This is a genomic window from Aetokthonos hydrillicola CCALA 1050 (assembly GCF_017591665.1).
In the GTDB taxonomy this organism is placed as follows: Bacteria; Cyanobacteriota; Cyanobacteriia; order Cyanobacteriales; family Nostocaceae; genus Aetokthonos; species Aetokthonos hydrillicola.
Map to the genome: position 1 here is coordinate 43,607 of NZ_JAAKGC010000028.1, position 22,451 is coordinate 66,057.

General features: G+C 41.0%; 18 protein-coding genes and 1 pseudogene. 10 read left to right on the top strand and 9 right to left on the bottom strand.

Annotation, left to right across the window (positions count from 1 at the left end):
- Window positions 1-120: 120 nt before the first annotated feature.
- Entirely contained in the window at window positions 121-1,083 is a 963-nt protein-coding gene (locus G4P69_RS16260; RefSeq protein ID WP_208338414.1) for an aldo/keto reductase, read from the top strand.
- A gap of 34 nt (window positions 1,084-1,117) precedes the next feature.
- On the opposite strand, the gene G4P69_RS16265 is transcribed toward G4P69_RS16260, so the two are convergent.
- Entirely contained in the window at window positions 1,118-2,056 is a 939-nt protein-coding gene (locus tag G4P69_RS16265; RefSeq protein ID WP_208338415.1) for an ABC transporter permease, read from the bottom strand.
- A gap of 136 nt (window positions 2,057-2,192) precedes the next feature.
- On the opposite strand from G4P69_RS16265, the gene G4P69_RS16270 reads away from it, so the two are divergent.
- Window positions 2,193-2,591, top strand: coding sequence for a hypothetical protein (locus G4P69_RS16270; RefSeq protein ID WP_208338416.1), 399 nt, complete (start codon window positions 2,193-2,195; stop codon window positions 2,589-2,591).
- Window positions 2,591-3,031: an HNH endonuclease gene (locus G4P69_RS16275; protein ID WP_208338417.1), complete on the top strand. Its 441-nt coding sequence runs from the start codon at window positions 2,591-2,593 to the stop codon at window positions 3,029-3,031. Before G4P69_RS16270 ends, G4P69_RS16275 begins: the two co-directional genes overlap by 1 nt.
- A gap of 81 nt (window positions 3,032-3,112) precedes the next feature.
- On the opposite strand, the gene G4P69_RS16280 is transcribed toward G4P69_RS16275, so the two are convergent.
- Both G4P69_RS16280 and G4P69_RS16285 read right to left on the bottom strand, forming a co-directional pair.
- Window positions 3,113-3,946 carry a hypothetical protein gene (locus tag G4P69_RS16280; protein WP_208338418.1) on the bottom strand — a complete coding sequence of 278 codons (834 nt, stop codon included), beginning with the start codon at window positions 3,944-3,946 and terminating at the stop codon, window positions 3,113-3,115.
- Between the two features lie 240 nt (window positions 3,947-4,186).
- Window positions 4,187-5,206, bottom strand: a complete 1,020-nt coding sequence (locus G4P69_RS16285; protein WP_208338419.1) for a caspase family protein — start codon at window positions 5,204-5,206, stop codon at window positions 4,187-4,189.
- A gap of 455 nt (window positions 5,207-5,661) precedes the next feature.
- Here G4P69_RS16285 and G4P69_RS16290 point away from each other — a divergent pair, with 455 nt between their 5' ends.
- From G4P69_RS16290 to G4P69_RS16300, 3 genes are read left to right on the top strand one after another with little or no spacing between them, the layout of a single operon-like run.
- Window positions 5,662-7,110, top strand: a complete 1,449-nt coding sequence (locus G4P69_RS16290) for a VMAP-C domain-containing protein (protein ID WP_243902070.1) — start codon at window positions 5,662-5,664, stop codon at window positions 7,108-7,110.
- A gap of 15 nt (window positions 7,111-7,125) precedes the next feature.
- Entirely contained in the window at window positions 7,126-8,067 is a 942-nt protein-coding gene (locus tag G4P69_RS16295) for an AAA family ATPase (RefSeq protein WP_208338420.1), read from the top strand.
- Window positions 8,068-8,073: 6 nt separating this feature from the next.
- On the top strand, window positions 8,074-11,877 hold the full coding sequence (locus tag G4P69_RS16300; RefSeq protein WP_208338421.1) for an SAV_2336 N-terminal domain-related protein: 3,804 nt from the start codon (window positions 8,074-8,076) through the stop codon (window positions 11,875-11,877).
- Here G4P69_RS16300 and G4P69_RS16305 read toward each other — a convergent pair.
- Window positions 11,874-12,098: pseudogene (locus tag G4P69_RS16305) on the bottom strand (ABC transporter permease); the annotation flags it as partial. The gene G4P69_RS16300 and the pseudogene G4P69_RS16305 sit on opposite strands and share 4 nt — an antisense overlap.
- Before the next feature lie 183 nt (window positions 12,099-12,281).
- Here G4P69_RS16305 and G4P69_RS16310 point away from each other — a divergent pair.
- Together G4P69_RS16310 and G4P69_RS16315 are read left to right on the top strand one after the other, a co-directional pair.
- Window positions 12,282-12,554, top strand: coding sequence for a hypothetical protein (locus tag G4P69_RS16310; protein WP_208338422.1), 273 nt, complete (start codon window positions 12,282-12,284; stop codon window positions 12,552-12,554).
- Window positions 12,551-12,922 (top strand): clan AA aspartic protease, encoded by a 372-nt coding sequence (locus G4P69_RS16315; protein ID WP_208338423.1) that lies wholly within the window; start codon window positions 12,551-12,553, stop codon window positions 12,920-12,922. The genes G4P69_RS16310 and G4P69_RS16315 overlap by 4 nt, the downstream gene beginning before the upstream one ends.
- Here the strand turns inward: G4P69_RS16315 and G4P69_RS16320 are convergent.
- From G4P69_RS16320 to G4P69_RS16335, 4 genes are all read right to left on the bottom strand, one after another.
- Window positions 12,919-13,971, bottom strand: a complete 1,053-nt coding sequence (locus tag G4P69_RS16320; protein WP_208338424.1) for an ABC transporter permease — start codon at window positions 13,969-13,971, stop codon at window positions 12,919-12,921. The genes G4P69_RS16315 and G4P69_RS16320 overlap by 4 nt on opposite strands.
- Complete coding sequence (locus G4P69_RS16325) at window positions 13,958-15,433, bottom strand: ABC transporter ATP-binding protein (RefSeq protein ID WP_208338425.1); 1,476 nt, start codon at window positions 15,431-15,433, stop codon at window positions 13,958-13,960. The genes G4P69_RS16320 and G4P69_RS16325 overlap by 14 nt, the downstream gene beginning before the upstream one ends.
- Before the next feature lie 85 nt (window positions 15,434-15,518).
- On the bottom strand, window positions 15,519-16,559 hold the full coding sequence (locus G4P69_RS16330) for a BMP family protein (RefSeq protein ID WP_208338426.1): 1,041 nt from the start codon (window positions 16,557-16,559) through the stop codon (window positions 15,519-15,521).
- 85 nt (window positions 16,560-16,644) lie between these two features.
- Complete coding sequence (locus tag G4P69_RS16335) at window positions 16,645-17,385, bottom strand: dienelactone hydrolase family protein (RefSeq protein ID WP_208338427.1); 741 nt, start codon at window positions 17,383-17,385, stop codon at window positions 16,645-16,647.
- A 308-nt stretch (window positions 17,386-17,693) separates the two neighbouring features.
- On the opposite strand from G4P69_RS16335, the gene psbA (G4P69_RS16340) reads away from it, so the two are divergent.
- Window positions 17,694-18,776, top strand: coding sequence for a photosystem II q(b) protein (gene psbA / locus G4P69_RS16340; RefSeq protein WP_208338428.1), 1,083 nt, complete (start codon window positions 17,694-17,696; stop codon window positions 18,774-18,776).
- Between the two features lie 70 nt (window positions 18,777-18,846).
- On the opposite strand, the gene pabB is transcribed toward psbA (G4P69_RS16340), so the two are convergent.
- The gene (gene pabB, locus G4P69_RS16345; protein WP_208338429.1) at window positions 18,847-21,012 is read right to left on the bottom strand and encodes an aminodeoxychorismate synthase component I; all 2,166 of its coding nucleotides are present in this window, start codon (window positions 21,010-21,012) and stop codon (window positions 18,847-18,849) included.
- 343 nt (window positions 21,013-21,355) lie between these two features.
- On the opposite strand from pabB, the gene psbA (G4P69_RS16350) reads away from it, so the two are divergent.
- Window positions 21,356-22,438, top strand: a complete 1,083-nt coding sequence (gene psbA, locus G4P69_RS16350; protein ID WP_208338430.1) for a photosystem II q(b) protein — start codon at window positions 21,356-21,358, stop codon at window positions 22,436-22,438.
- Window positions 22,439-22,451 lie beyond the last annotated feature (13 nt).

Here is a 22,451-nt window from a genome sequence, read left to right on the forward strand (position 1 = left end):
GCATCCTTGAATTATCTCTAATGGATGATGTTTTGGTCACCAAATGAAATCACTATCGGTAAGAATGCATTCCAATTCATCTACAATAACCACTTATAGTTAATAGACTTGGAGATAAAGATGTCACCAAATACGTCAAACTCAGAAATGCTATACCGAGAACTTGGCAGTACAGCAGAGAGAGTTTCCGCGATCGGACTCGGTGGTTGGCACATCGGCTTGAAACACATTGATGAGGAATTGGGTATACGTATTATTCCCTCAGCTATTGACCGTGGCATCACATTCATGGACAACTGTTGGGATTACAATGATGGAGTCAGCGAAGCGCGTATGGGGAAAGCGCTGCGCGATGGCTACCGCGACAAAGTATTCTTAATGACTAAAATTGATGGTCGTTCTAAAGCTGAAGCAGCAAAACAGCTAGATGAATCGCTTAAACGCCTTCAAGTTGATTGCATAGATCTCGTCCAGCACCATGAAATCTTACGTTTCGACGATCCGCATCGAGTATTTTATCCGGAAGGAGCAAATGCTGCATTAATCGAAGCACGTGAAGCTGGAAAGCTTCGATATATTGGCTTCACTGGTCATAAAGATCCTTATATTCATTTGCATATGCTGGAAATTGCAGAGCAAAATGGCTTTAAGTTTGATGCAGTTCAAATGCCACTGAATGTTATGGATGCACATTACCGAAGTTTTGCAAAGCTCGTTGTACCAGAATTGGTCAAACGTCAAATTGGCGTTTTGGCTATGAAAACTATGGCTAATGGCATTCTTTTAAAGTCAAACACTGTAACACCAATTGAATGTTTACACTACGCGTTGAATTTGCCCACGTCTGTTGTGATCACAGGAATTGACAGCATGGAAATTCTGGAGCAAGCCTTTGAAGCAGTGCGTACATTCCAGCCGATGAACGAGCAGCAGGTGCAATCGTTGTTAGCAAAAACCGCGCAAGCAGGTTCGCGTGGAGAGTTTGAGCCATTTAAAACTTCATCGATTTTTGACGGTACTGCTCAACATCCAGATTGGCTTGGAGATGAGCCAGAGCGCATCCAGCAACTCATGCCTGCATAGATTTTGGGGTCATTACGAAGACAATATTTTGTCTTCAGTCTGCGTCTCGATTTTCAGGGAAGTAGGGAGTACCTAAAGCTTTGGGCGGTGTCGATTTCCCAACTAATCCCACTAAAGCAAATAAAGCGATCGCATAAGGTAGCATAACTAAAAATTGGTAAGGTATATTTGCCCCTAAAGCTTGAATTCGCAGTTGTAAAGCTTCTGTAGCCCCAAACAGCAAACAAGCCAACCCACTACCTACAGGATGCCATCTGCCGAAAATTAATGCTGCGATCGCAATAAATCCCTTTCCTGCACTCATCCCCTCAGCAAAAAATCTTACCTGTACTAGAGTTAAATAAGCACCTCCTAAACTCGCAAGACAGCCGCTGATCACCACAGCGATATAACGTACAATTTGAACCGAAATTCCTGATGCTTCAGCAGCTTTAGGCGATTCTCCTACTGCCCTTAATGTCAGTCCAAAGCTTGTCTTAAATAAAATATATGTAGTTAAAATAACTAATGTAAATAATAAATATACTAAAATATCTTCTTGAAATAGCAGCGACCCAATTAAGGGAATATTGGCTAAACCAGGAATTTTGATTGCCGAGATTCCAGGCAATTGCTGCGTACTACTGCCACTAAATACTAAGCGTGCCAAAAATGACGTTAACCCACCTGCAACAAGATTAATTGCTAGCCCAGACACCAATTGATCAACACGCAAAGTCACACACAAAGCAGCATGGAGTAACCCTACTAATCCCCCAGCAATGAAGGACGCGGGAACACCAAGCCAAGGATTACCAGTGTAAAAAGTGGCAACAGCACTACTAAAAGCACCAGTAAGCAACATACCTTCCAAGGCAATATTTAACACCCCTGAGCGTTCCGAATACAATCCTCCCAAAGCAGCAAATCCCAAAGGGACAGCTAGACGCAAAGTAGCTACTAAGTAATCAGAGAAAAAGTTGAGATTATTCATAAAGCTTTTTTAGCGCAGCCGTTCGGAGAAATTTCTCTATGTTACTGTGCGTTACACTACATCGCCGTCTAAAAGTAGCTGACGTAGAATTTTGATATTATAATATCACCTATAAATAAGCGAAGTCAGATTCCCGATGGCTGCACCTACAGAAATTCGTCGAAGAGCGATCGCACTCCTGGAGCAATTACCAGGAGACTCTTTAGTCAGGGCAGTTGAATTTTTGGAAGCCCTTTGTGATGAAGCTTTGCAGGAATCGGAAACAACACCGGAAACTAACGAGACAGCGTTAGTTGAAATCATCCAACGTCGTTTACCTTCTGACGACCAACAAAGGTTGGATTATTTACGTCAGCGAAACGAGACGGAAGAAATCACTGATGCTGAACATCAAGAGCTATTAGCATATATTGATCGCGTCGAACAACAGGATGTCGAACGTGCCGAAGCTTTGATTAAATTGGCTCAACTCCGTCAAGTTGATTTGAAAGTATTAATTAGAGAATTTCTACCCAAACACAGCAACGTTACCTGATGTCCGAAAAAACCCCAGAATCTATTAGGCGTATAGTTGCTGCTCGTGCTTTTGGTTACTGCGAATATTGTCGCTGTTCTAATCAATTTGCTACTGAAAGCTTTACGGTTGAGCATATCAAACCCCGAAAAGCTGGTGGAGAAACAGTTTTAGAAAATTTGGCTTGGAGTTGTTCTGGTTGCAATGGTCATAAATATACCAAAACACAGGCGATCGATCCAGAAACAAGAGAAAAAACATCTCTGTACAACCCTCGACAGCAAATTTGGAGCGAGCATTTTAGCTGGAGTGATGATTTTACCGAGGTGATTGGTATAACTTCTTGTGGTCGAGCAACAGTTGAAGCTTTACGTTTGAATCGCTTTGGTGTTGTTAATTTGCGTCGTTTGTTGAGGGATGCAAATCTACATCCACCAGAGAATATAGAAGCTGGTAACTAAAGTTTCTCCATCTGGACTAAATGCAAGGGTATAGACAGTATCTCAATGTATTGTTTTACAACTGACACTGGTTATGCCATATTAACCACTTAAAATTTGCTGGATAATTTCTCGCAATTGTTTCCAGACAATTTCCCCTTTAAATTGCTCCCAAATGCTTGTAGGTTTATTATAGAAGCACAACTGCTGCTGGTTTAGTTCGTAAACCACTGGAATCTCGTACCAAAGCATATCTACTCGTAGGTCAAACGGATTAGTTGTTTGGATGGCTTGTCTGGTTTTTGGATCAAGTTCATCTACTAAGGCGATCGCAAAGCAAAAGTGAGTAGGGAATCTGAAATTAAATAGGGCTTGTCCTGCTGTATCTGGGCTAACCCCTGCTCTAGCCCATACCATTGACTGAGCGGAAAATTGCTGCAAAGTAGTCATTTGTAGGGTAGCAAACTCAGAGAACATGAAGAAGGCTTCTCCTCGCATTCCAAACCCTGGTTCAAAGTCTTTGAATCTTGCAATATAGTTAAACAATATACCCGCATTTAATACATTTTGACGTATTTCTAAACAACCTCGTTGCCGTAATTTTTGCAAAACATTTTCAAAATATTTCTCTATCGCTTGGCGATTAGTACAAGCTTCTATCGTTCTAAAATATTCAACTTCACTATTTTTATATTGACTAGCTCGAATAACTTGAATCAATGCTTGAATAGCTTCATCATTATTTTGATAATAGACTTTATCCCCAATATGAATGTCCTTACCCGTACCAATATTGATATTATACTTACCCAGTTGTTTCAAGCTCTCGCTATCATCACTTATAAGTAATTTTCGGAGGTATTGAACATCAGCTTCTGTTTGCTTGTTTTCAGCAATGCGCTTTAGAATAGAATTTGTTTTGTCGGCAGTATTCATATTTTTTTTAATTCGATTTAATTATTCATTATTAGTTTTAATTGATATCTTAACAAAGTGTTCCTGTAGGAGTGAATGAATAAATCTATAGGAGCCACCTACCCTCTGAAGTATAGTCCGTTCAGTAGCATAGTTAAGGAATTGAGTATAATCCCAAGGGATATAACCGTTCAAGTAAAGAACAAGACGCAAAATGAAATTCTGTTGCAGTTCCTTGTGCTAGTTTTATGAGAATTTCTTTTATTTCATCCAAGGTAGCCATGATTCATTCTCTCCCTCAGAACTACCCTGATAGATAACATCACCAAAATGACCACCGCTAACCTCATTGAGATTATAAATGTATTTCCCATACTGGTTAATTGTTTGAGCTATTTGATTAATCTTTTGTGTCACTTCTGGTTTAACTTCATCCCATCCCTTACTAGGTAAACCTTTACCACCGCGCAACTGAGCTATAACAAAATCTCCTGCATCTATATCAAAATGAGGAATTTGATCGACATTATATAGCTGACGTGCACTGTTAGGTACGGCTTGACCCAAATAATTCATGATATTAGAAACTCTCACTTCTGTATCACCCGATTTATTCCCAGCACCTTGCAAAGCTTCAAGAAAATGGTAGGTGTAGATACTGCATGAATCGTCTTTAATATATGATTTTTGCTCACCTTTGGAGGAAGTAAATACTACTCTTCCTTTACCATGTTTTAATTCGTCAATAAAGCCCTTAGATGGAGCAACTCGCATAAAATCATCAAATTCTTCTTCTAACTCTATATCTGCATTCTTGGAAGTTGCCATTCCGGCAGCATGGCAACTATCAATCACAACTAATAAACGTTCCGCTTGAATTTGCCGCAATGCATCGGTAAAAGTATTTGCAGATAAGGCAGAAGCTGTGATCTTCGTAGGCTTAATATCGTGTTGCAGTAAATAATATTTTTGTGTATTTTTATCTAGCCAACCATGACCAGAATAGTAAATAAAAATGGTTGCATTTTTGTCAGAATCAGCTTTTTCTTTTAACCAATTCAAGCTATCCATAATAGCAGTTTTTGTAGCCTTTCGATTATTTAAAACCCGAATATGCTCTTCATCGTCAGGATAAGCGCATAATTCTGGGTCAATTAAAGCTGCATAAATTGCTTGAGTATCTTTAACAGTAACAGGTAAAGATAAAGGAGCGTATGTAGATTCTCCAACGCCAATTAACAGTGCATAACCATTATTAAACTTAGTTAGATTATCGCTCATTTTGATTTAACTCGATAAAAATAACAACTTCAATTACAAACAAGATCATTTGGTGGATAATTAATTTTTATAACAACTGACGCGGAAAATGACATAGTTGTAAGGCAGGGTTTCGTCGTTGTCAGTTCTATGTACAATTACACCTAGTTCTGCTTTAGATTTGTATCTTACGGCACGTCATCCAGAAAATCTGGGTCTTGCATCTGTTGCAGTTTTGCTAGAATCCATTCGGATTACTTGAACTTGACAATAACCTGGATGTCTGTGAAAATACCATTCATAATGTCTGCTTTCGTCTAGCCTAATTACTATCATAACTTTCTATCTCAGTGAGATTATACGGTTAAGGAACACCAAAATTGTAGTATTTGTCATAATAAATACTAATTATTAGAAGTATTTTTTTTAGTTTTTCTGCACCTCCTTTGCACTAGCCACAATCCCAAACTGCATCAATGAGTGACCATGACGACCTAGAGGCTATTTTTGAACGCATTGTCAATCATCAGGACACTGAAGACGATCGCCAAATCCTAAGGAGTTTACTCCATGCTGGTAATGGTGACGATGAAATACACATTGGCAAGAATATTGTCAATATCGCTGAAGGTAGAGATATTCATATTGGAGATCGCATTTACCAGAGCACAAACGCAGAAGCTATTAGGGAAGCTTTGCGTGAAGTCATCAGTGAGAAAATGGTAAAAACTCAAACGCAGCAAGACATATTGAAAGATATTTTTGCCGGACGGGATTTAACTACTGGGGACATTGAACAGCAAAATATTAAAAACCAAATAAATCTCATCCTCAATATTTCAGATTCTGCTGCGATTAATAAGGCTTTCTCCGCAATCAAGCTTCCTGATGGTTGGTCTGATTGGCGAGATAAACCAAAAGATATGGATGATATCCTCAAGCAACTAGAAGAAATCCCTCATCAAAATTCCACGAACTCACCCTTATTAAAATTTATTTATTTACTAACTCAAGATCAAAGTATCCCTCAAACTACCCGTGAAAAAGTCAAACAGCTATTAACTAATAAAACCTTTGAAACTGATGACAAAACCACATCCACCCAACCACTACATTCCTACCTGCTCATCCAACTTCGTCCAGAAGCAAACCAGGAATTATTTGTCAAAGCGTGGTTTGTCCCTGATGATACCATCCAAGACTCTTGGGAACGTTTTAAACCTCTAACAGTTGACGAGAACCAACCAGAAATTCCCTTTGTACCGGAAGAATTACCCCTATTGCTCGGTAACTTACTCCAGCAATGCTTTGAAGAATACCTGCAAGGACAACCAACAGAACTCACTATTGAAATATTTCTTCCACGCGATCGCCTATGCGATGAAGTTGAAAAATGGTCTTATCAAGATAGCGAAGGCTTTAATATTACTATTGGTACAGAGCATCTGGTTGTGGTGCGTTCTTATGATCGCCTGAAAAAATTACGCACACAACAAGGTTCCTATTGGCGCAAAAATTGGGAAAATGTCAAGCTAATTTGGCAGGATATTCCTTGTATCGAGCAAATCACAACGGTTTCCCAAGCTTGTTTTGACCCCAACCACCTGAGAAAATGCTTAATCGAAAAAATGGTTCTTAAAGTATGCTGTAATTTATCCAACTCAGAACGAAATAGTTTACTCAGTGCAATCCACAGTGCTGGGACACCAATTGTAATTTGGTCGCGTTGTGAGGTGTTGAGTCTCAAGAATCCCCAACACTTTGACGCACTACTAGAACAACCATTACACAAATTATCTGGTCGCGTCAGGGAACAGCGTTTAGCGGCTGATGATGAAATGCACTTGGGTAATCATTTAGTCTTACTATGGGATGACCCCAACCGAATACCGCCAAACCCCGCATTGGAATTCTCTGTGTCATAAATTTAGGAGCAAGTAATGAGCGAATGGTTGATTTTTCGAGGTACAGAAAAGCCCCACGATGGAATCAAAAATCTTCCTGAAGCACCAAAATGGCGTGAGTTTGGGGAAGAAAAAGAAAAACAACGTGGCGAAACCTTTCAAGTCCGTCGCAATGAAATTGAACTGGTGAATGCAGCACTTTATTTACGTCGTCCCTTGCTGGTGACAGGGAAACCGGGAACTGGTAAAACATCCCTCGCATATAAAGTTGCGCACGAACTACAACTAGGTTCCGTACTACAATGGGCGATTACTACTCGCTCAACCCTGGAACAAGGACTTTATCGCTACGATGCGATCGCCCGTCTACAGGATGCCCAAGGTAAAGATAATACCAGGGATATCGGCAAGTATATTCAACTTGGTTCCCTAGGAACAGCCCTGTTACCATCACCTCATCCCCGCGTTTTACTGATTGACGAGATTGATAAAAGTGACATTGATTTACCAAATGATTTACTGAATATATTTGAGGAAGGAGAATTTGAAATACCTGAATTAGCTCGCCTACCTGAAGAATATGAGACAATCAAAGTACGAACCTATGATGGAAGTGTTGCTAATATTACTAAAGGGCGGGTGCGTTGTACCCAATTTCCCTTTGTATTGCTGACTAGCAACGGTGAGCGGGAATTTCCCCCAGCATTTTTGCGGCGCTGTCTACGATTGACGATGGAAAACCCCGATGCAAAAGCCTTGGAAAAAATTGTGCGATCGCACCTGGGGGATGGTGTAATGTCAGAAGCGGAGGATTTAATTGCCCAATTTATCCAGCTTCGAGACAGAAGCGATGCAGGCGACTTGGCGACAGACCAGTTACTTAATGCTATTTATTTAGTAACCCGTCAAAGGAGTCCCGTTGGTGATGATAAACAACGACTGCTAAAGGCGCTTATGGAATATCTCACAAGTACATGAGGATATATGATCGAACGGGTAATTGGTGCTTTTCATAACCTGGGATTCGATTTAGACGATACGGAAATAGCCGATATCCTATGGCTTGGCGTGCAAATGCGACGTTGTGACCCTTCGCCAGTGTCTGAATTGCCACAACAAACAGCAAGATCAACCCCACAAATCCCCTCAAATATCCAATTACCAGTAAATCCAAATAAAAATTTTCAAGACTCTTCCAGCAAAACTGAAACCAGCGCTAACGTTTATCCCCAATCATCACAGGATAGCGATCAAACTTCAAGCGGTTTACCCATCAAAGTTCCTACTGCTCAAGCATTGCGAAATCAGTTGGATATATCTCGCTCACTGCGTCCTTTAAAACGCCGAGTTCCCTCCAAGAGCGCATTTATCCTTGACGAAATTGCCACCGTAGAACGCATAGCTGAAGAGAAACTTTTGTTACCCATAATGCGACCCGCACCAGAACGTTGGTTAGAACTGGCTTTGGTGATAGACGAGGGAGCATCAATGATCCTATGGACGCAAACCATAAAGGAATTTAAACAACTACTGGAAAGACATGGTGCTTTCCGAGACGTGCGAACTTGGGGGTTATTTACTGATGATCGGGGTAAAGTTCGGCTGCGTCCCAGAACTGGTTCAGTATCCCACCAAAAAAGATTCCACAATCCCAGAGAACTTATCGACCCCAACGGTCGGCGCTTGTTTGTAATTATCAGTGATTGCGTTTCCTCAGCTTGGCATAACGGTGCGATCGCAAAAACTTTAGCAGTTTGGGCTAGCACTAGCCCAACGACGGTAATTCAAGTATTACCTGAGTGGCTATGGGAAAGAAGCGCTTTGGGTATTGCTGAGTCAATTTTACTACGCAGGTTGGCTCCTGGAGTTTCCAACCAACACTTAATCATAACAGCGTTAGATTTGCTCGATGAATGTGATGTTACCAATAAACTAAAAATCCCCGTAGTGACGCTAGAACCAGAATCATTAAAAAATTGGGCGCGGATGGTTGCAGGTGGGGGAGATGTACAAATCAAAGGGTTTTTGCTTGCAACTGATACTGAAATATTTAATGTTAGTAGCGAATTAACTGACGATTCCAGCGTTGATCTGACAGCCAAACAGCGTTTGCAACGCTTTCGTCTAACAGCTTCACCAATGGCGCGAAAACTGGCAGGACTTTTGGCGGCTACACCCATTAGTTTACCAGTTGTGCGCTTGATACAGCAGACAATGCTACAGAAATCGAGCCAAGTTCATGTAGCAGAGGTGTTTTTGGGTGGAATATTAAAGCCTTTGTCGCCAGTAAATGAAAATATAGACGGGGATAAAATTCAGTTTGATTTTGCGGATGGGGTAAGGGATTTACTGCTGGATGGGGTTCCGTTAACCGAGTCAACTCAGGTACTGTATCAGGTTTCACAGTACGTAGCCCAAAAAGTTGGGTTATCGGTTGATGAATTTACAGCAATGTTGATAAATCCAGGGTTAGCTGATAGTTCAAGTGGTGTTTTGGTTCGTCCTTTTGCTCAAATTACAGCAAAGGTTTTGAGGCGTTTGGGTGGGAAGTATGCGGAATTAGCCGAACAGATGGAACAGTCTTTCCAACTTTTATCCCAAAGTGCTATATATCCAGTTCAAGAAGAATCTTCCCAACTTCCCTGTGAGTATCGACTAGGCGGCACATTATCATCTGATGCAGATAGCTATGTAGTACGCCAAGCAGACACAGACCTTTATGAAAGCTTGAAAAACGGGGAGTTTTGTTATGTCTTCAACTCTCGCCAGATGGGTAAGTCTAGCTTGCAGTTGCGGGTGATGAATCGTTTGCGGGGTGAAGGCTTTGCCTGTGCTATGGTCGATTTAAGTTCTATTCCCAGGCTAGATATTACACCAGAACAGTGGTACGCCACGGTAATTTATACTTTAATTCGCAAGTTCAATCTTGACACAAATTTTGATTTCAACACTTGGTGGGTCGATGACAATACTCTATCACCAGTACAAAAGTTTAGCAAGTTTATTGAAGATATCCTTTTAAAAAGAATTACTCAAAATATTGTGATTTTCATTGAAGAAATTGACTCCATTTTCAGACCGCAATTCAGCTTGGAAGACTTTTTTGCTCTTATCCGTGACTGCTACAACCGTAAGGTAGATAATCCAGCATATAACCGCCTGACCTTCGCCATCCTGGGTGTAGCAACTCCCTCAGATTTGATTCAAGATAAACGACGTACACCTTTTAATATTGGTCGCGCAATAGAATTAAAGGGTTTTCAGCTTCATGAAACAGAACCTTTGGCAAAAGGTTTAGCTCGGGTTGGAAATCATCAGAAGCTAATGGAGGCTATTCTTTACTGGACAGGAGGACAGCCATTTTTAACTCAAAAAGTTTGTTTGCTTGCTGTAGAATCTAATATGGTTCGACCCAGTAATGGCTATGAAGCTCATTGGATAGAAGATTTAGTTCGTTCAGAAATTATTGAGGACTGGGAAAAGAAAGACGAACCAGAACATTTTAGGACTGTTAGACGCAGAATTTTATTTTCAGAGAAAAGTGCTGAGCAGTCATTAAAGCTGTACCTAAGAATTTTACAGCAAGGAGAAATAATAGCTGATGATAGTTCAGATGAGACGCTGTTGCGTTTATCAGGTTTGGTTGTAAAACAAGGAGACAAATTAAAAGTTTATAATCGCATATATAAAGAAGTTTTTAATGAAGATTGGGTTCAAAAGGAGCTACGAAAAATTACATTGACAGATACTACAGAGAGCGCCAATCAATTCGATCATATACGAGGAGCAATACCTTTATCTTCTCCTTTCTACGTTGAACGTCCACCAATTGAAAAATCTTGTTATGCAGAAGTGCTTAAAGCAGGGACACTCATTAGTATTAAAGCACCAGTTCAAATGGGCAAAACTTCTCTTTTGAATCGAATAATTGATCATGCTAATCAGCATAAATATCGCACAGTGTATTTAAGTTTTCAGCAAATAGATACAGAAATCATCAATAGTCTGAATAAATTTTTGCAATGGTTTTGCATGACTGTTGGAGAGGAATTGAATCTAGCTGAAAAATTAGACGAATACTGGATAAAAGTAAATACATTAGGTAGTAAAACAGTTTGCACTCGATATTTCCGACATTTACTAACTGTAATTCAAACCCCTATTGTTGTAGCTTTGGATGAATTTGATGCAATATTTAGTAATACAAAAATTTATACCGATTTTTTGTCAATGTTACGTTCTTGGCATGAAAGAGCAAAAATTGAGGCTGATTCTGTTTGGAAAAATTTGAGAATTGTAATTGCGCTCAATCAAGAAGTATATATCTCACTAAATATGAATACATCTCCATTTAATGTTGGATTCAGAGTGGATTTAAGAGAATTTAATTTTGAGCAAGTACAAGCATTAACAAAAAGATATGGGTTAAATTGGTCAAAATCCAAGATTGAGCAATTAATAAAATTAGTCGGTGGGCATCCTTATTTGTTACAGGTTGCGTTAAATGAAATTGCCAATGGTAGGAATACGTTGACACAATTAGAAGAAATAATACAAACAGAAGAAAATCCTTTCCATGAACATCTACGCTACCATTTTTTAATGTTAGAAACAGACACAGAATTACAGGCTGCTTTCAAAAAAATAATTACATCTGATACTCCTGTAATCATAAACCCATCTGAAGCTTCTAAACTTAGAAGTATGGGATTAGTTAAGTTTCAAGGCAATGCTGTGATACCTCTTTGCGATTTGTATCGTCGGTATTTTTATAATCTTGGGCGCTAAACTACTTCCTCCCTCTGCATTTTCACTCTTAACTCTCTTTCCACAGCGAGACTGATAGCAATAAACAATACCGTTAAACCCTGAATTGAGTAAACTACAGTTACTGGTACACCTGCGCTACGCTGCATCACATTGGCACCACTACGAAACGCCGCAAAAAATAAACAAGTCAATACTACACCGACAACGCTACCACGACTTAAAAGCACGATCGCAAAAGCTTTTCAACTCAAGTTTTGGGCGATGCTAAATTGCAACACTAATCCTATTGTTTGCGTACCTTCTGGAATGTAGCCCACTAAAGAATCCTAAATTCAATTTTACATTACTCAACCTTAACAGAACTGTATTGCTATATAATGAGAATATGGAAAAACAGTTGGGTAAAAGCAGGTGTAATAGTTATGGAAGCTATTTTTTGGACTGTAGAGGAAGTTGCCCAAAGAGCCAAACAATTTTATGAAAATGGCATTCGCCAACAAGTTGAGTATGGCGATAATATTGGCAAGATGATTGTGATTGATGCTGAAACTGGCGAATATGGAATCGATAAAAGTGGTGTAGAATCAGGATTAATTTTGAAACGGAAAAATCCCAACGCCAGATTATTTACCATGCGAATCGGTTATGATGTTGCGTTTTCTTTTGGTGCTTCTATAGAGCGTATCGTTGAATGATTTACGGAAGATTAATTGATCGCAAAGCTATAGTTCCAGTGATTTTTCGTTTATCACAGCAGCCAGATTTTTCATTGACTTTTGTCGTCGATACTGGATTTAACGGCTATCTTACTCTACCAGCGCAAGCAGTCAGTGCGCTGAATCTTCCTTTGCATTCTAGTACATCTATCAAATTAGCTGACGGTAGTGAAGCTTTAACAGCTATACATTTAGCGACTGTTTTTTGGGACAATGTAGAAAAAGTAGTCCCCATTTTAGCTTCTGGTTATAAGCCTTTACTGGGAGCTGCAATGATGGAAGGATATCATCTCGAAATAGATTTTGCTGACAATGGTTTGGTTTCGTTAGAAAAAATACAATCTTAATCCTCCTTTTGCATTTTTATTCTTATCTCTCTTTCCACCGCGAGACTAATGGCAATAAACAATACCGTTAGTCCTTGAATCGCGTAAACGACAGTTACCGGTACACCTGCACTACGCTGCATCACATTTGCACCACTGCGAAGCGCTGCAAAAAATAAACAAGTCAATACTACACCAACAACGCTACCACGACTTAAAAGAGCGATCGCAATCGCATCAAACCCATAACCAGGCGAAACTTGTTCAAATAACCGATATTTCAACCCCATCACCTCACAACTCCCAGCCAACCCAGCTAAACCACCTGCACCAGCCATGACCAAAATAATGGTACGTTCAACGGATATGTAGGCATAACGGGCGGCTGTCGGGTTAAATCCTACTGTTGTAATTTGGTAACCTAGTGGCGATCGCACTAACAATACCCATAAAATACCAGCCGCAATTAAGGCTAATAAAATCCCAGCATGAGCGAGGCTTTCTGGTAATATAATCGGCAAGCGTGATGCTTTGGCAATTAATGGTGAATAAGGGCTAGGCGCACCTGGTGCCATTAATGGATTTTGCACCAAGTAACTCACTAAATTCACGGCGATATAGTTGAGCAACAACGTAGTTATTACCTCATTTACTCTGCGCATTGCTTTGAGATAACCAGCAATCCAACCCCAAATTGCACCAAACAAAAATCCTGCCAAAAGTGCTAAGGGGATATGAATCACAGCAGGTAATCCTTGCACGTATAACCCAATTAAAGTACTTCCCAACGCGCCTAGATATATTTGCCCTTCCCCACCAATATTAAATTGCCCAGCCCGCAAAGCAACTAACACTCCTAGACTGGTAAACAATAGGGGTGTCATTTTGGTGAGGGTGTTACCGAATCCAAAGTAGGTAGACAGAGATTCTTGAAATAAGGCGCTGTATGCAGTTAAAGGATTTGCCCCAGCAGTTAAGATGAGGATAGCACCAACAATGAGAGCAAAAGTAAGCGCAATTAGCGGTGATAGGATTGGTGAGATGAATTTAATGCGATTAGTTGCGATCATTCTCTCCTCCACCCATCAGGAAACCAATTTCTTCGACGCTTGCTGTAGCTGCATCTAAAACAGCGACAAACTCACCTCTGTACATTACAGCAATGCGATCGCTCATTGTCATCACTTGTTCTAACTCAGTAGAAATATACAAAATTGCTGCACCGCGATCGCGTTCTGCTAATATGCGAGAATGAACTGCTGCTGTTGCCGCTACATCTAACCCCCTTGTCGGTTGCATAGCAATAATTAAAGCTGGTGTTTTCCCCAGTTCTCGCGCTAACACTACTTTTTGCTGATTTCCTCCTGAAAGCTGGCTTACTTTAATATCTTTGCTTGTCGCCCGAATGTCAAACTCTTGCATAGCAGCTAGGGCATGATCTGCGATCGCTTGTTGTTGTAACAAAAAACGGTGACAAAATGGCAGATATTTAAAAGCTTTTAATATCAAGTTTTGGGCAATGCTAAATTGCAACACCAATCCCATTGTTTGCCTATCTTCTGGAATATAGCCTACTAAAGAATGGTTGCGCTTAAACTCAATTTTACCGTGCTTAACACTCCGCAAAAGAGCTATTGCATCAGCTAATTCTCTTTGTCCATTCCCATCTACGCCAGCAATTCCTAAAATTTCTCCCGCCCGCAGATTAAAAGATAGATTATTTACAGCAAGAAAACCTCTTTCATCAGCAACTTGTAAATTTTGGACTGACAGGATAGTCTCTCCAGGCAATGTTGGGTTTTTATTTAACTGTAGAGTTACTTCTCTCCCTACCATCAACGCTGCTAACTGCTGAGGAGATGTTGCTTGAGTTGATGTTGTTGCTACTACCTTTCCTTGGCGCAAGACTGTTACTGTATCACAGAGATTCATTACCTCTTCTAACTTATGACTGATAAAAATAATTGTGTTACCTAGATCTGCTAACTGACGTAAAACGACAATTAACGATTCTACTTCTTTTTGTGTCAAAACGGCTGTGGGTTCATCGAGAATCAACAATTTTGCTTGACGGTAGAGAGCTTTGAGAATTTCTACCCGTTGTTGTATGCCAACCGGTAAATTGTCAACTTTCGCAGTAGGATCAATTTCCAATCCATAAGCTTGAGATAATGCAGCGATTTCTTTTTCTTTAGACTGTAGATTCAGCCACCAAGTTTTGTTTGTTCCTAAGATGATATTCTCTGTAACAGTCAATTCAGGTACAAGCATGAAGTGTTGGTGAATCATACCAATGCCGAGTTTAATTGCCTCATTTGGCGAACTAATTTTTATTGGTTTTTCTCGGAGGTAAATCTCACCTGCATCTGGTTGATAGAGTCCACTAATGATATTCATTAAAGTAGTCTTACCTGCACCATTTTCTCCTAAAATTGCATGAACTTTTCCAGATTCAACAGAGAGATTAATATTGTCGTTAGCAATAAAAGAAGCAAAGCATTTTGTGATATTTTTTAAGCGTAAATAGTTCATATAAACCGGGAATAGCGAGTATTAAACGTGACAGAAAATTTTTGCTCTATGCCCTATGCCCCATTCCCCATGCCCAAATATGTTATTATTTTTTCAGGCAACGTGTATCTTTACCATTTTCTTTACAGTCTTCAAAAATGATTTTTTTACTAACAATTTCTTCTTTTGCATTCAATGCCTTCTGCTTCACTGCTTCCGGTACCATTGTCCCAAATTTTCCTAAAAATAAAATATCTGGTCTTTCTAACCCAATTGTATATATTTGTCCTTTGATTTGTTTAGTTTTCGCTAATTCTGCTATGTAAGCTATTGCTAAATCTAGGCGTTTAACAGCACTGGTTAAAACTGCTTTTGGTGCGACGTCTGATTGATCTTTCGTGTTACCAAAAGCATATATTCCTTTTTCTGCTGCGGTTTGTAAGACTGCGGCTGAGGCATTATCCAACCATTGATAAATGACGTCAGCACCCGAAGAAATTAACGCAAGAGTCGCTTCCTTGGCTTTAGCGACATCGTTCCAATCACCTGTAAAAGTAGAAGTAATTTGGATATTTGGTTTAACAGACTTTGCACCTAACTCAAACCCTCGCAGTTCTCCTTCAGTAGCCGGAAACTTCTCCCCAGCAATATAAGCTAACTTATTAGATTTAGTCACAGAAGCGCCAATAATACCACACAAATAACTTGCTTGTAGATGATCTATTCGTAGCGAAGCAATATTCTCTCCCTTGAGATTACCGTTGACTCCAACAAAAAATGTGTTGGGGAACTGTGACGCAACTTGTTCAGTTGCAGCATCAAATTGTCCCCCGTGCGCAAAAATAAGGTTGTAGCCTTTACGGGCAAAATCTGTTAATACTTCTGTTTGATCGGCTTGTGCTACTTTTTCTACATAAGCGGTTTGTACACCTAGCTTTTGTTTTGCTAAATCGATTCCCTCATAACCAGATTGATTCCAGGCTTTATCGGTAATGATTCCAGGTAGAGCGATCGCGCATTTAAACCCTTGCTCACCACCCGTTGTTGTAGCTGTTGGTTTATTAGTGCAACCTTTCAGCAGTAAGCTTGTACCAAACGCCGCTGAACCAAACAAGATCAATTGACGCCGACTAACTTTTGTGGTCATACCTCGCCTTTAGATAGCTATTTCAACACTCTAAAGTCGGAGGTGCTGTTTTGGAAACAAATTTCCCTGTTCCGTTTTAAGAACTTTACACAGCAAATATGCGGTCAAAAAAAGCTATTATTTCAGCCCACGCAGAAGTAGTCGCCTCTGGATCGTAGCGATAACCATCGTCGCGCATAAAGGTGTGTTCTGCTTCATATAAGACAGTCTTGTGAGGTACTTTAGCGTTCTCAAGGGCTTTGATGATGACTTGGCGATCGCTTTCTGGTATGTGAGGGTCAAGTGTACCAAAGACTATTAACATCTCACCTTTGATTTCACTGACTCGCTCAATTGTGTCAGCTATACCCTTACCCAACTTACCACTTGGTATGCCAGTAGGGTAACAGCAGGCGGCTGCCTTAATTTCGTCATGGAAGGCAGCTCGGAAAGCTAAGTGTCCGCCAATACAAAAGCCTAGCGTACCTATCTTATCAGAAAAAACTGAACTCTCTGCTTTGAGAAATTCAATAACGGCACGACAGTCGGCGTCATAATCAGCTATTGGGGTTCGACGAGCATCATCATTACCCCGCATTCGACCAAGATCGTCTGGCTCTATGACTAGCCCAATTGGTTCTATTCTATGGAAAATTTCCGGTGCTGCTACTACATAACCATGTCCTGCTAAGTAATTGGCTAAACGAATCATTGGACTACCCAATTGATAGATATCGCTGTAAAAAACAATCCCTGGGTAAACTCCTGCTGGTTTGGGAGATGCTATATAGACACGCATCAAACTGTCGTCTACTCTTAGCTCAACATTGCGTTTAGTAATTTGCACTTTTTTACCTCACTTTCTATTTGCAGGATAGCGAAGCTCAGCGCGAGTTCCCTCCGGGATGCTATGTAGTAAGCGTAGCCATTTTCTTTTGTCGCCGATTACGAAGTGACGGCTTCCGCATCGCTTAAGTGGAGCTTTTTGCCTATCGCTTTCCTGTTAAATACATAACTAAAACTTATAATTAACATAAGATTAATAAATATTAGAAGTATTGTAAAAGAAAGTAAACGAATGTAAAGTAAAGTTACAGGCTAACAAAACGCCTGATTCATAAACAATCTGCGTCAAATCCACGCAATCATAAAAACATGACAGCAACCTTACAGCGCAACAAGAGCGCAAACGTATGGGAGCAGTTCTGCAACTGGGTTACCAGCACTGAAAACCGCCTTTATGTAGGTTGGTTCGGTGTATTGATGGTTCCCACATTGCTCGCTGCAACCACCTGCTTCGTAATCGCATTCATCGCCGCACCTCCAGTAGACATCGATGGTATCCGTGAACCTGTTGCAGGTTCCTTAATGTACGGAAACAACATCATCTCCGGTGCAGTAGTACCTTCTTCCAACGCCATCGGTTTACACTTCTACCCCATTTGGGAAGCAGCTTCCTTAGATGAGTGGTTGTACAACGGTGGTCCTTACCAGTTGGTAGTCTTCCACTTCTTGATCGGTGTATTCTGCTACATGGGTCGTGAGTGGGAACTATCCTACCGCCTAGGAATGCGTCCTTGGATCTGCGTAGCATACTCAGCACCTGTTGCTGCTGCGACTGCAGTATTCTTGATCTACCCAATTGGACAAGGTTCCTTCTCTGATGGTATGCCTTTGGGTATTTCTGGAACATTCAACTTCATGTTAGTGTTCCAAGCTGAGCACAACATCCTCATGCACCCCTTCCACCAACTAGGTGTAGCAGGTGTATTCGGTGGTTCACTGTTCAGTGCAATGCACGGTTCACTGGTAACTTCTTCCTTAGTTCGTGAAACAACCGAAATCGAGTCTCAGAACTACGGTTACAAGTTCGGACAAGAAGAAGAAACCTACAACATCGTAGCAGCACACGGTTACTTCGGTCGCTTAATCTTCCAATATGCGTCCTTCAACAATAGCCGCAGCTTACACTTCTTCTTAGCAGCATGGCCAGTAGTTGGTATCTGGTTCACCGCACTAGGTATCAGCACCATGGCGTTTAACCTCAACGGTTTCAACTTCAACCAGTCCATTATCGACTCACAAGGTCGTGTAATCGGAACCTGGGCAGACATCCTCAACCGCGCTAACTTGGGTATGGAAGTCATGCACGAGCGCAACGCTCACAACTTCCCCTTAGACTTAGCTGCTGGTGAAGTTGCTCCTGTTGCAATCAGCGCTCCTGCTATCAACGGTTAATCACTACTGATTATCTCTCGTTTCGCCTAATATTAAAAGCGCTCTCCTTTTAGGAGGGCGCTTTTAGCAGCTATACGGACACTTTTTCAGAGCTATCAACAACCTCTACTTCTGTTCCCTGGATGTAATTTTGACTAGGATCAAATTCTCCTTGGGTTGTCATTAACATGGCATGAATTAATGCTTTTGCTTTCAGCATTATTTCTTCGAATTCCATTTGGGGGTCGGACAGTGCTACAATGCCACCACCAACACCGATTGAGGTTTGTTCAGTTGTTAACACAGCAGTACGAATGACAATATTCAAATCAGCTGAACCATTCAACCCCAAAAAGCCGATCGCTCCTGAGTAAACTCCCCGCGCTTCTTGCTCTAATCGATCAATAATCTCCATAGTTCTCAGTTTGGGTGCACCTGTCATCGAACCACCAGGGAAAGCATTACGAATGCAGTCTATGGCTGTCATATTGCTACGTAACTGACCACGAATTGTCGTTACTAGTTGATGCACTGTGGCGTAGCTTTCTACATCCATTAATTTGGGCACGTGGACAGTACCAACTGCACATACTCGTCCTAGATCATTACGTAACAAATCTACAATCATCAGATTTTCTGCTCGATCTTTTTCACTGTTGCGTAATTTTTCACGAAGGATAAAATCTTCATCCGGTGTCTTTCCTCGTGGTAGTGTTCCCTTGATCGGCTTTGTTTCAACCCAACCTTGGCGATCAATACGTAGAAATCGTTCTGGAGATGAAGACGCGATCGCCACATCACCGAAGCGCAAAAATGCCGAGTATGGAGCAGGATTGATCTGGCGTAATGAACGATAGAATTCCAGTGGATCGGGAGTCGCATCTGTATGAATTTGATTTGTCAAACAAACTTGATACGTTTCTCCTTCGTGAATTTCCTCTAAACATTTCTTAATATCCTTAATATAAGTCCTTTCACAACGACTTAATTGGAAAATTACAGGAGTCTCTTTCTTCTCAACAACGACAGGTGATAAGGGGGGAAGGTGATAAATCTCGTGTCTAAGCAATTCAAACCAAGCTTCGGCTGAGGCTTTTTGCCCCTCTTGGGTTAGACACAGCAAATAGAGGGTTTGCTCCTGGTGGTCAATTGCAATCATCCGATCAGCCAGCAGAAACATAGCATCGGGTAAACTAGAGGGGTGATTTAATTGAGAACCACATTCTGCCTTTAATTCGTAGCCAAAGTAACCCACGAAACCGCAGTTAAAATCGAAGGGTAGATCATCGGATGAACACCGTCGCCATTCAAGTTCTCGCTTGAGATACTCAAAAATCCCCTCTTTCCTACGCGTGATCTTATGAGAATTTGTCACAGTAAGTTCCTGGGATTTTGTCTGATAACGAATGAGCAGACTGTTTTCCCCACTGCTATCTCCCATGAACGAAAAGCGAGCAAGATCAGGTTCAACACGACTGCTGTCTAACCAGAATGCATTAGGTGATTTGCCAAACAGATGGACAAACATCTGCTCAGTATCAGGGCATATGTCGAGCTTGCACGTAGAAAGTTTAAATTTTTGTTGCTGTTTTTGCCAAGAAGAACTGGTTGGTAAAGGAGCAATCTGGCTACTGCCTGTCCAATACTGTTTTTTGGGAGTTTTGCTGCGCTCTTGGGTAAATTTTAGAGTAATTTGTTTAAAATTCTCAAATAAAGTGTGTCCATACTGAGTGCAGATTGACTCTGGATGAAATTGCACGCCCCATAGTGGTAAAGATCTATGGCGTATTCCCATGATCAGGTTGTCCTCTGTCCATGCCACTTTTTCTAAACAGTCTGGTAGGTCATCTGCAACCACTAAAGAATGGTAGCGCACAACAGAGAAAGGTGAAGGAATTCCGGCAAACAAATCAGTTCCAGTATGATAAACCTGACTAAGGCGACCGTGCCGTACCTCCGGCGCATGAATAACTTTTCCTCCGAACTCATTACCAATCCCCTGATGTCCCAGACAAACACCGAGAAGCGGTACTTGGGTCTTTTCAATAGCTTGACGACAGATGCCAAAATCTTTAAGATTCTCAGGACGACCAGGCCCCGGTGAAATTACAATGTTATCGAATTCCCACTGTTGTAATTCTTTCCATGCAAATTGATCATTATAAATTACAGTAGGATACCCCCCATTGACTTCTGCAATTAATTGGTAAAGATTAAAGGTGTAAGAATCATAGTTGTCAATAATTAAGGTTTTCATGTTGTCAATCGCTTTGCCTAGAGCTAGTCGCAAGTAGCGGAGTATGAAATAACAGGGATTTATAAATTTTAATAAAAGCGATTACTAAATTCGGTGTTCTAGATCCTTAACCCACCATTGCAAGGTTTCGGTGCCGTACTCTCTGAGCTAACACACGCTACAAGGATACAGAGATTTTTTCTTAATATTACTATTTGATATAAGAAAAACTAATAACAGTGATAAGAATTATTTACGCTACATCTATTGTAAAAGAAAGTAAACGAATGTAAAGTAAAGTTACAGGCTAACAAAACGCCTAATTCATAAACAATCTGCGTCAAATCCACGCAATCATAAAAACATGACAGCAACCTTACAGCGCAACAAGAGTGCAAACGTATGGGAGCAGTTCTGCAACTGGGTAACCAGCACTGAAAATCGCCTCTATGTAGGTTGGTTCGGTGTACTGATGGTTCCCACATTGCTCGCTGCAACCATCTGCTTCGTAATCGCCTTCATCGCCGCACCTCCAGTAGACATCGATGGTATCCGTGAGCCTGTTGCAGGTTCGTTAATCTACGGAAACAACATCATCTCTGGTGCAGTAGTACCTTCTTCTAACGCCATTGGTTTACACTTCTACCCCATTTGGGAAGCAGCTTCCTTAGATGAGTGGTTGTACAACGGTGGTCCTTACCAGTTGGTAGTCTTCCACTTCTTGATCGGTGTATTCTGCTACATGGGTCGTGAGTGGGAATTGTCCTACCGCTTAGGAATGCGTCCTTGGATCTGCGTAGCATACTCAGCACCTGTTGCTGCTGCGACTGCAGTATTCTTGATCTACCCAATTGGACAAGGTTCCTTCTCTGATGGTATGCCTTTAGGCATCAGTGGAACATTTAACTTCATGTTAGTGTTCCAAGCTGAGCACAACATCCTGATGCACCCCTTCCACCAACTAGGTGTAGCAGGTGTATTCGGTGGTTCACTGTTCAGTGCAATGCACGGTTCATTGGTAACTTCTTCCTTAGTTCGTGAAACAACCGAAATCGAGTCTCAGAACTACGGTTACAAGTTCGGACAAGAAGAAGAAACCTACAACATCGTAGCAGCACACGGTTACTTCGGTCGCTTAATCTTCCAATACGCGTCCTTCAACAATAGCCGCAGCTTACACTTCTTCTTAGCAGCATGGCCAGTAGTTGGTATCTGGTTCACCGCACTAGGTATCAGCACCATGGCGTTTAACCTCAACGGTTTCAACTTCAACCAGTCCATTATCGACTCACAAGGTCGTGTAATCGGAACCTGGGCTGACATCCTCAACCGCGCTAACTTGGGTATGGAAGTCATGCACGAGCGCAACGCTCACAACTTCCCCTTAGACTTAGCTGCAGGTGAAGTTGCTCCTGTTGCAATCAGCGCTCCTGCTATCAACGGTTAATCACTACTGATTA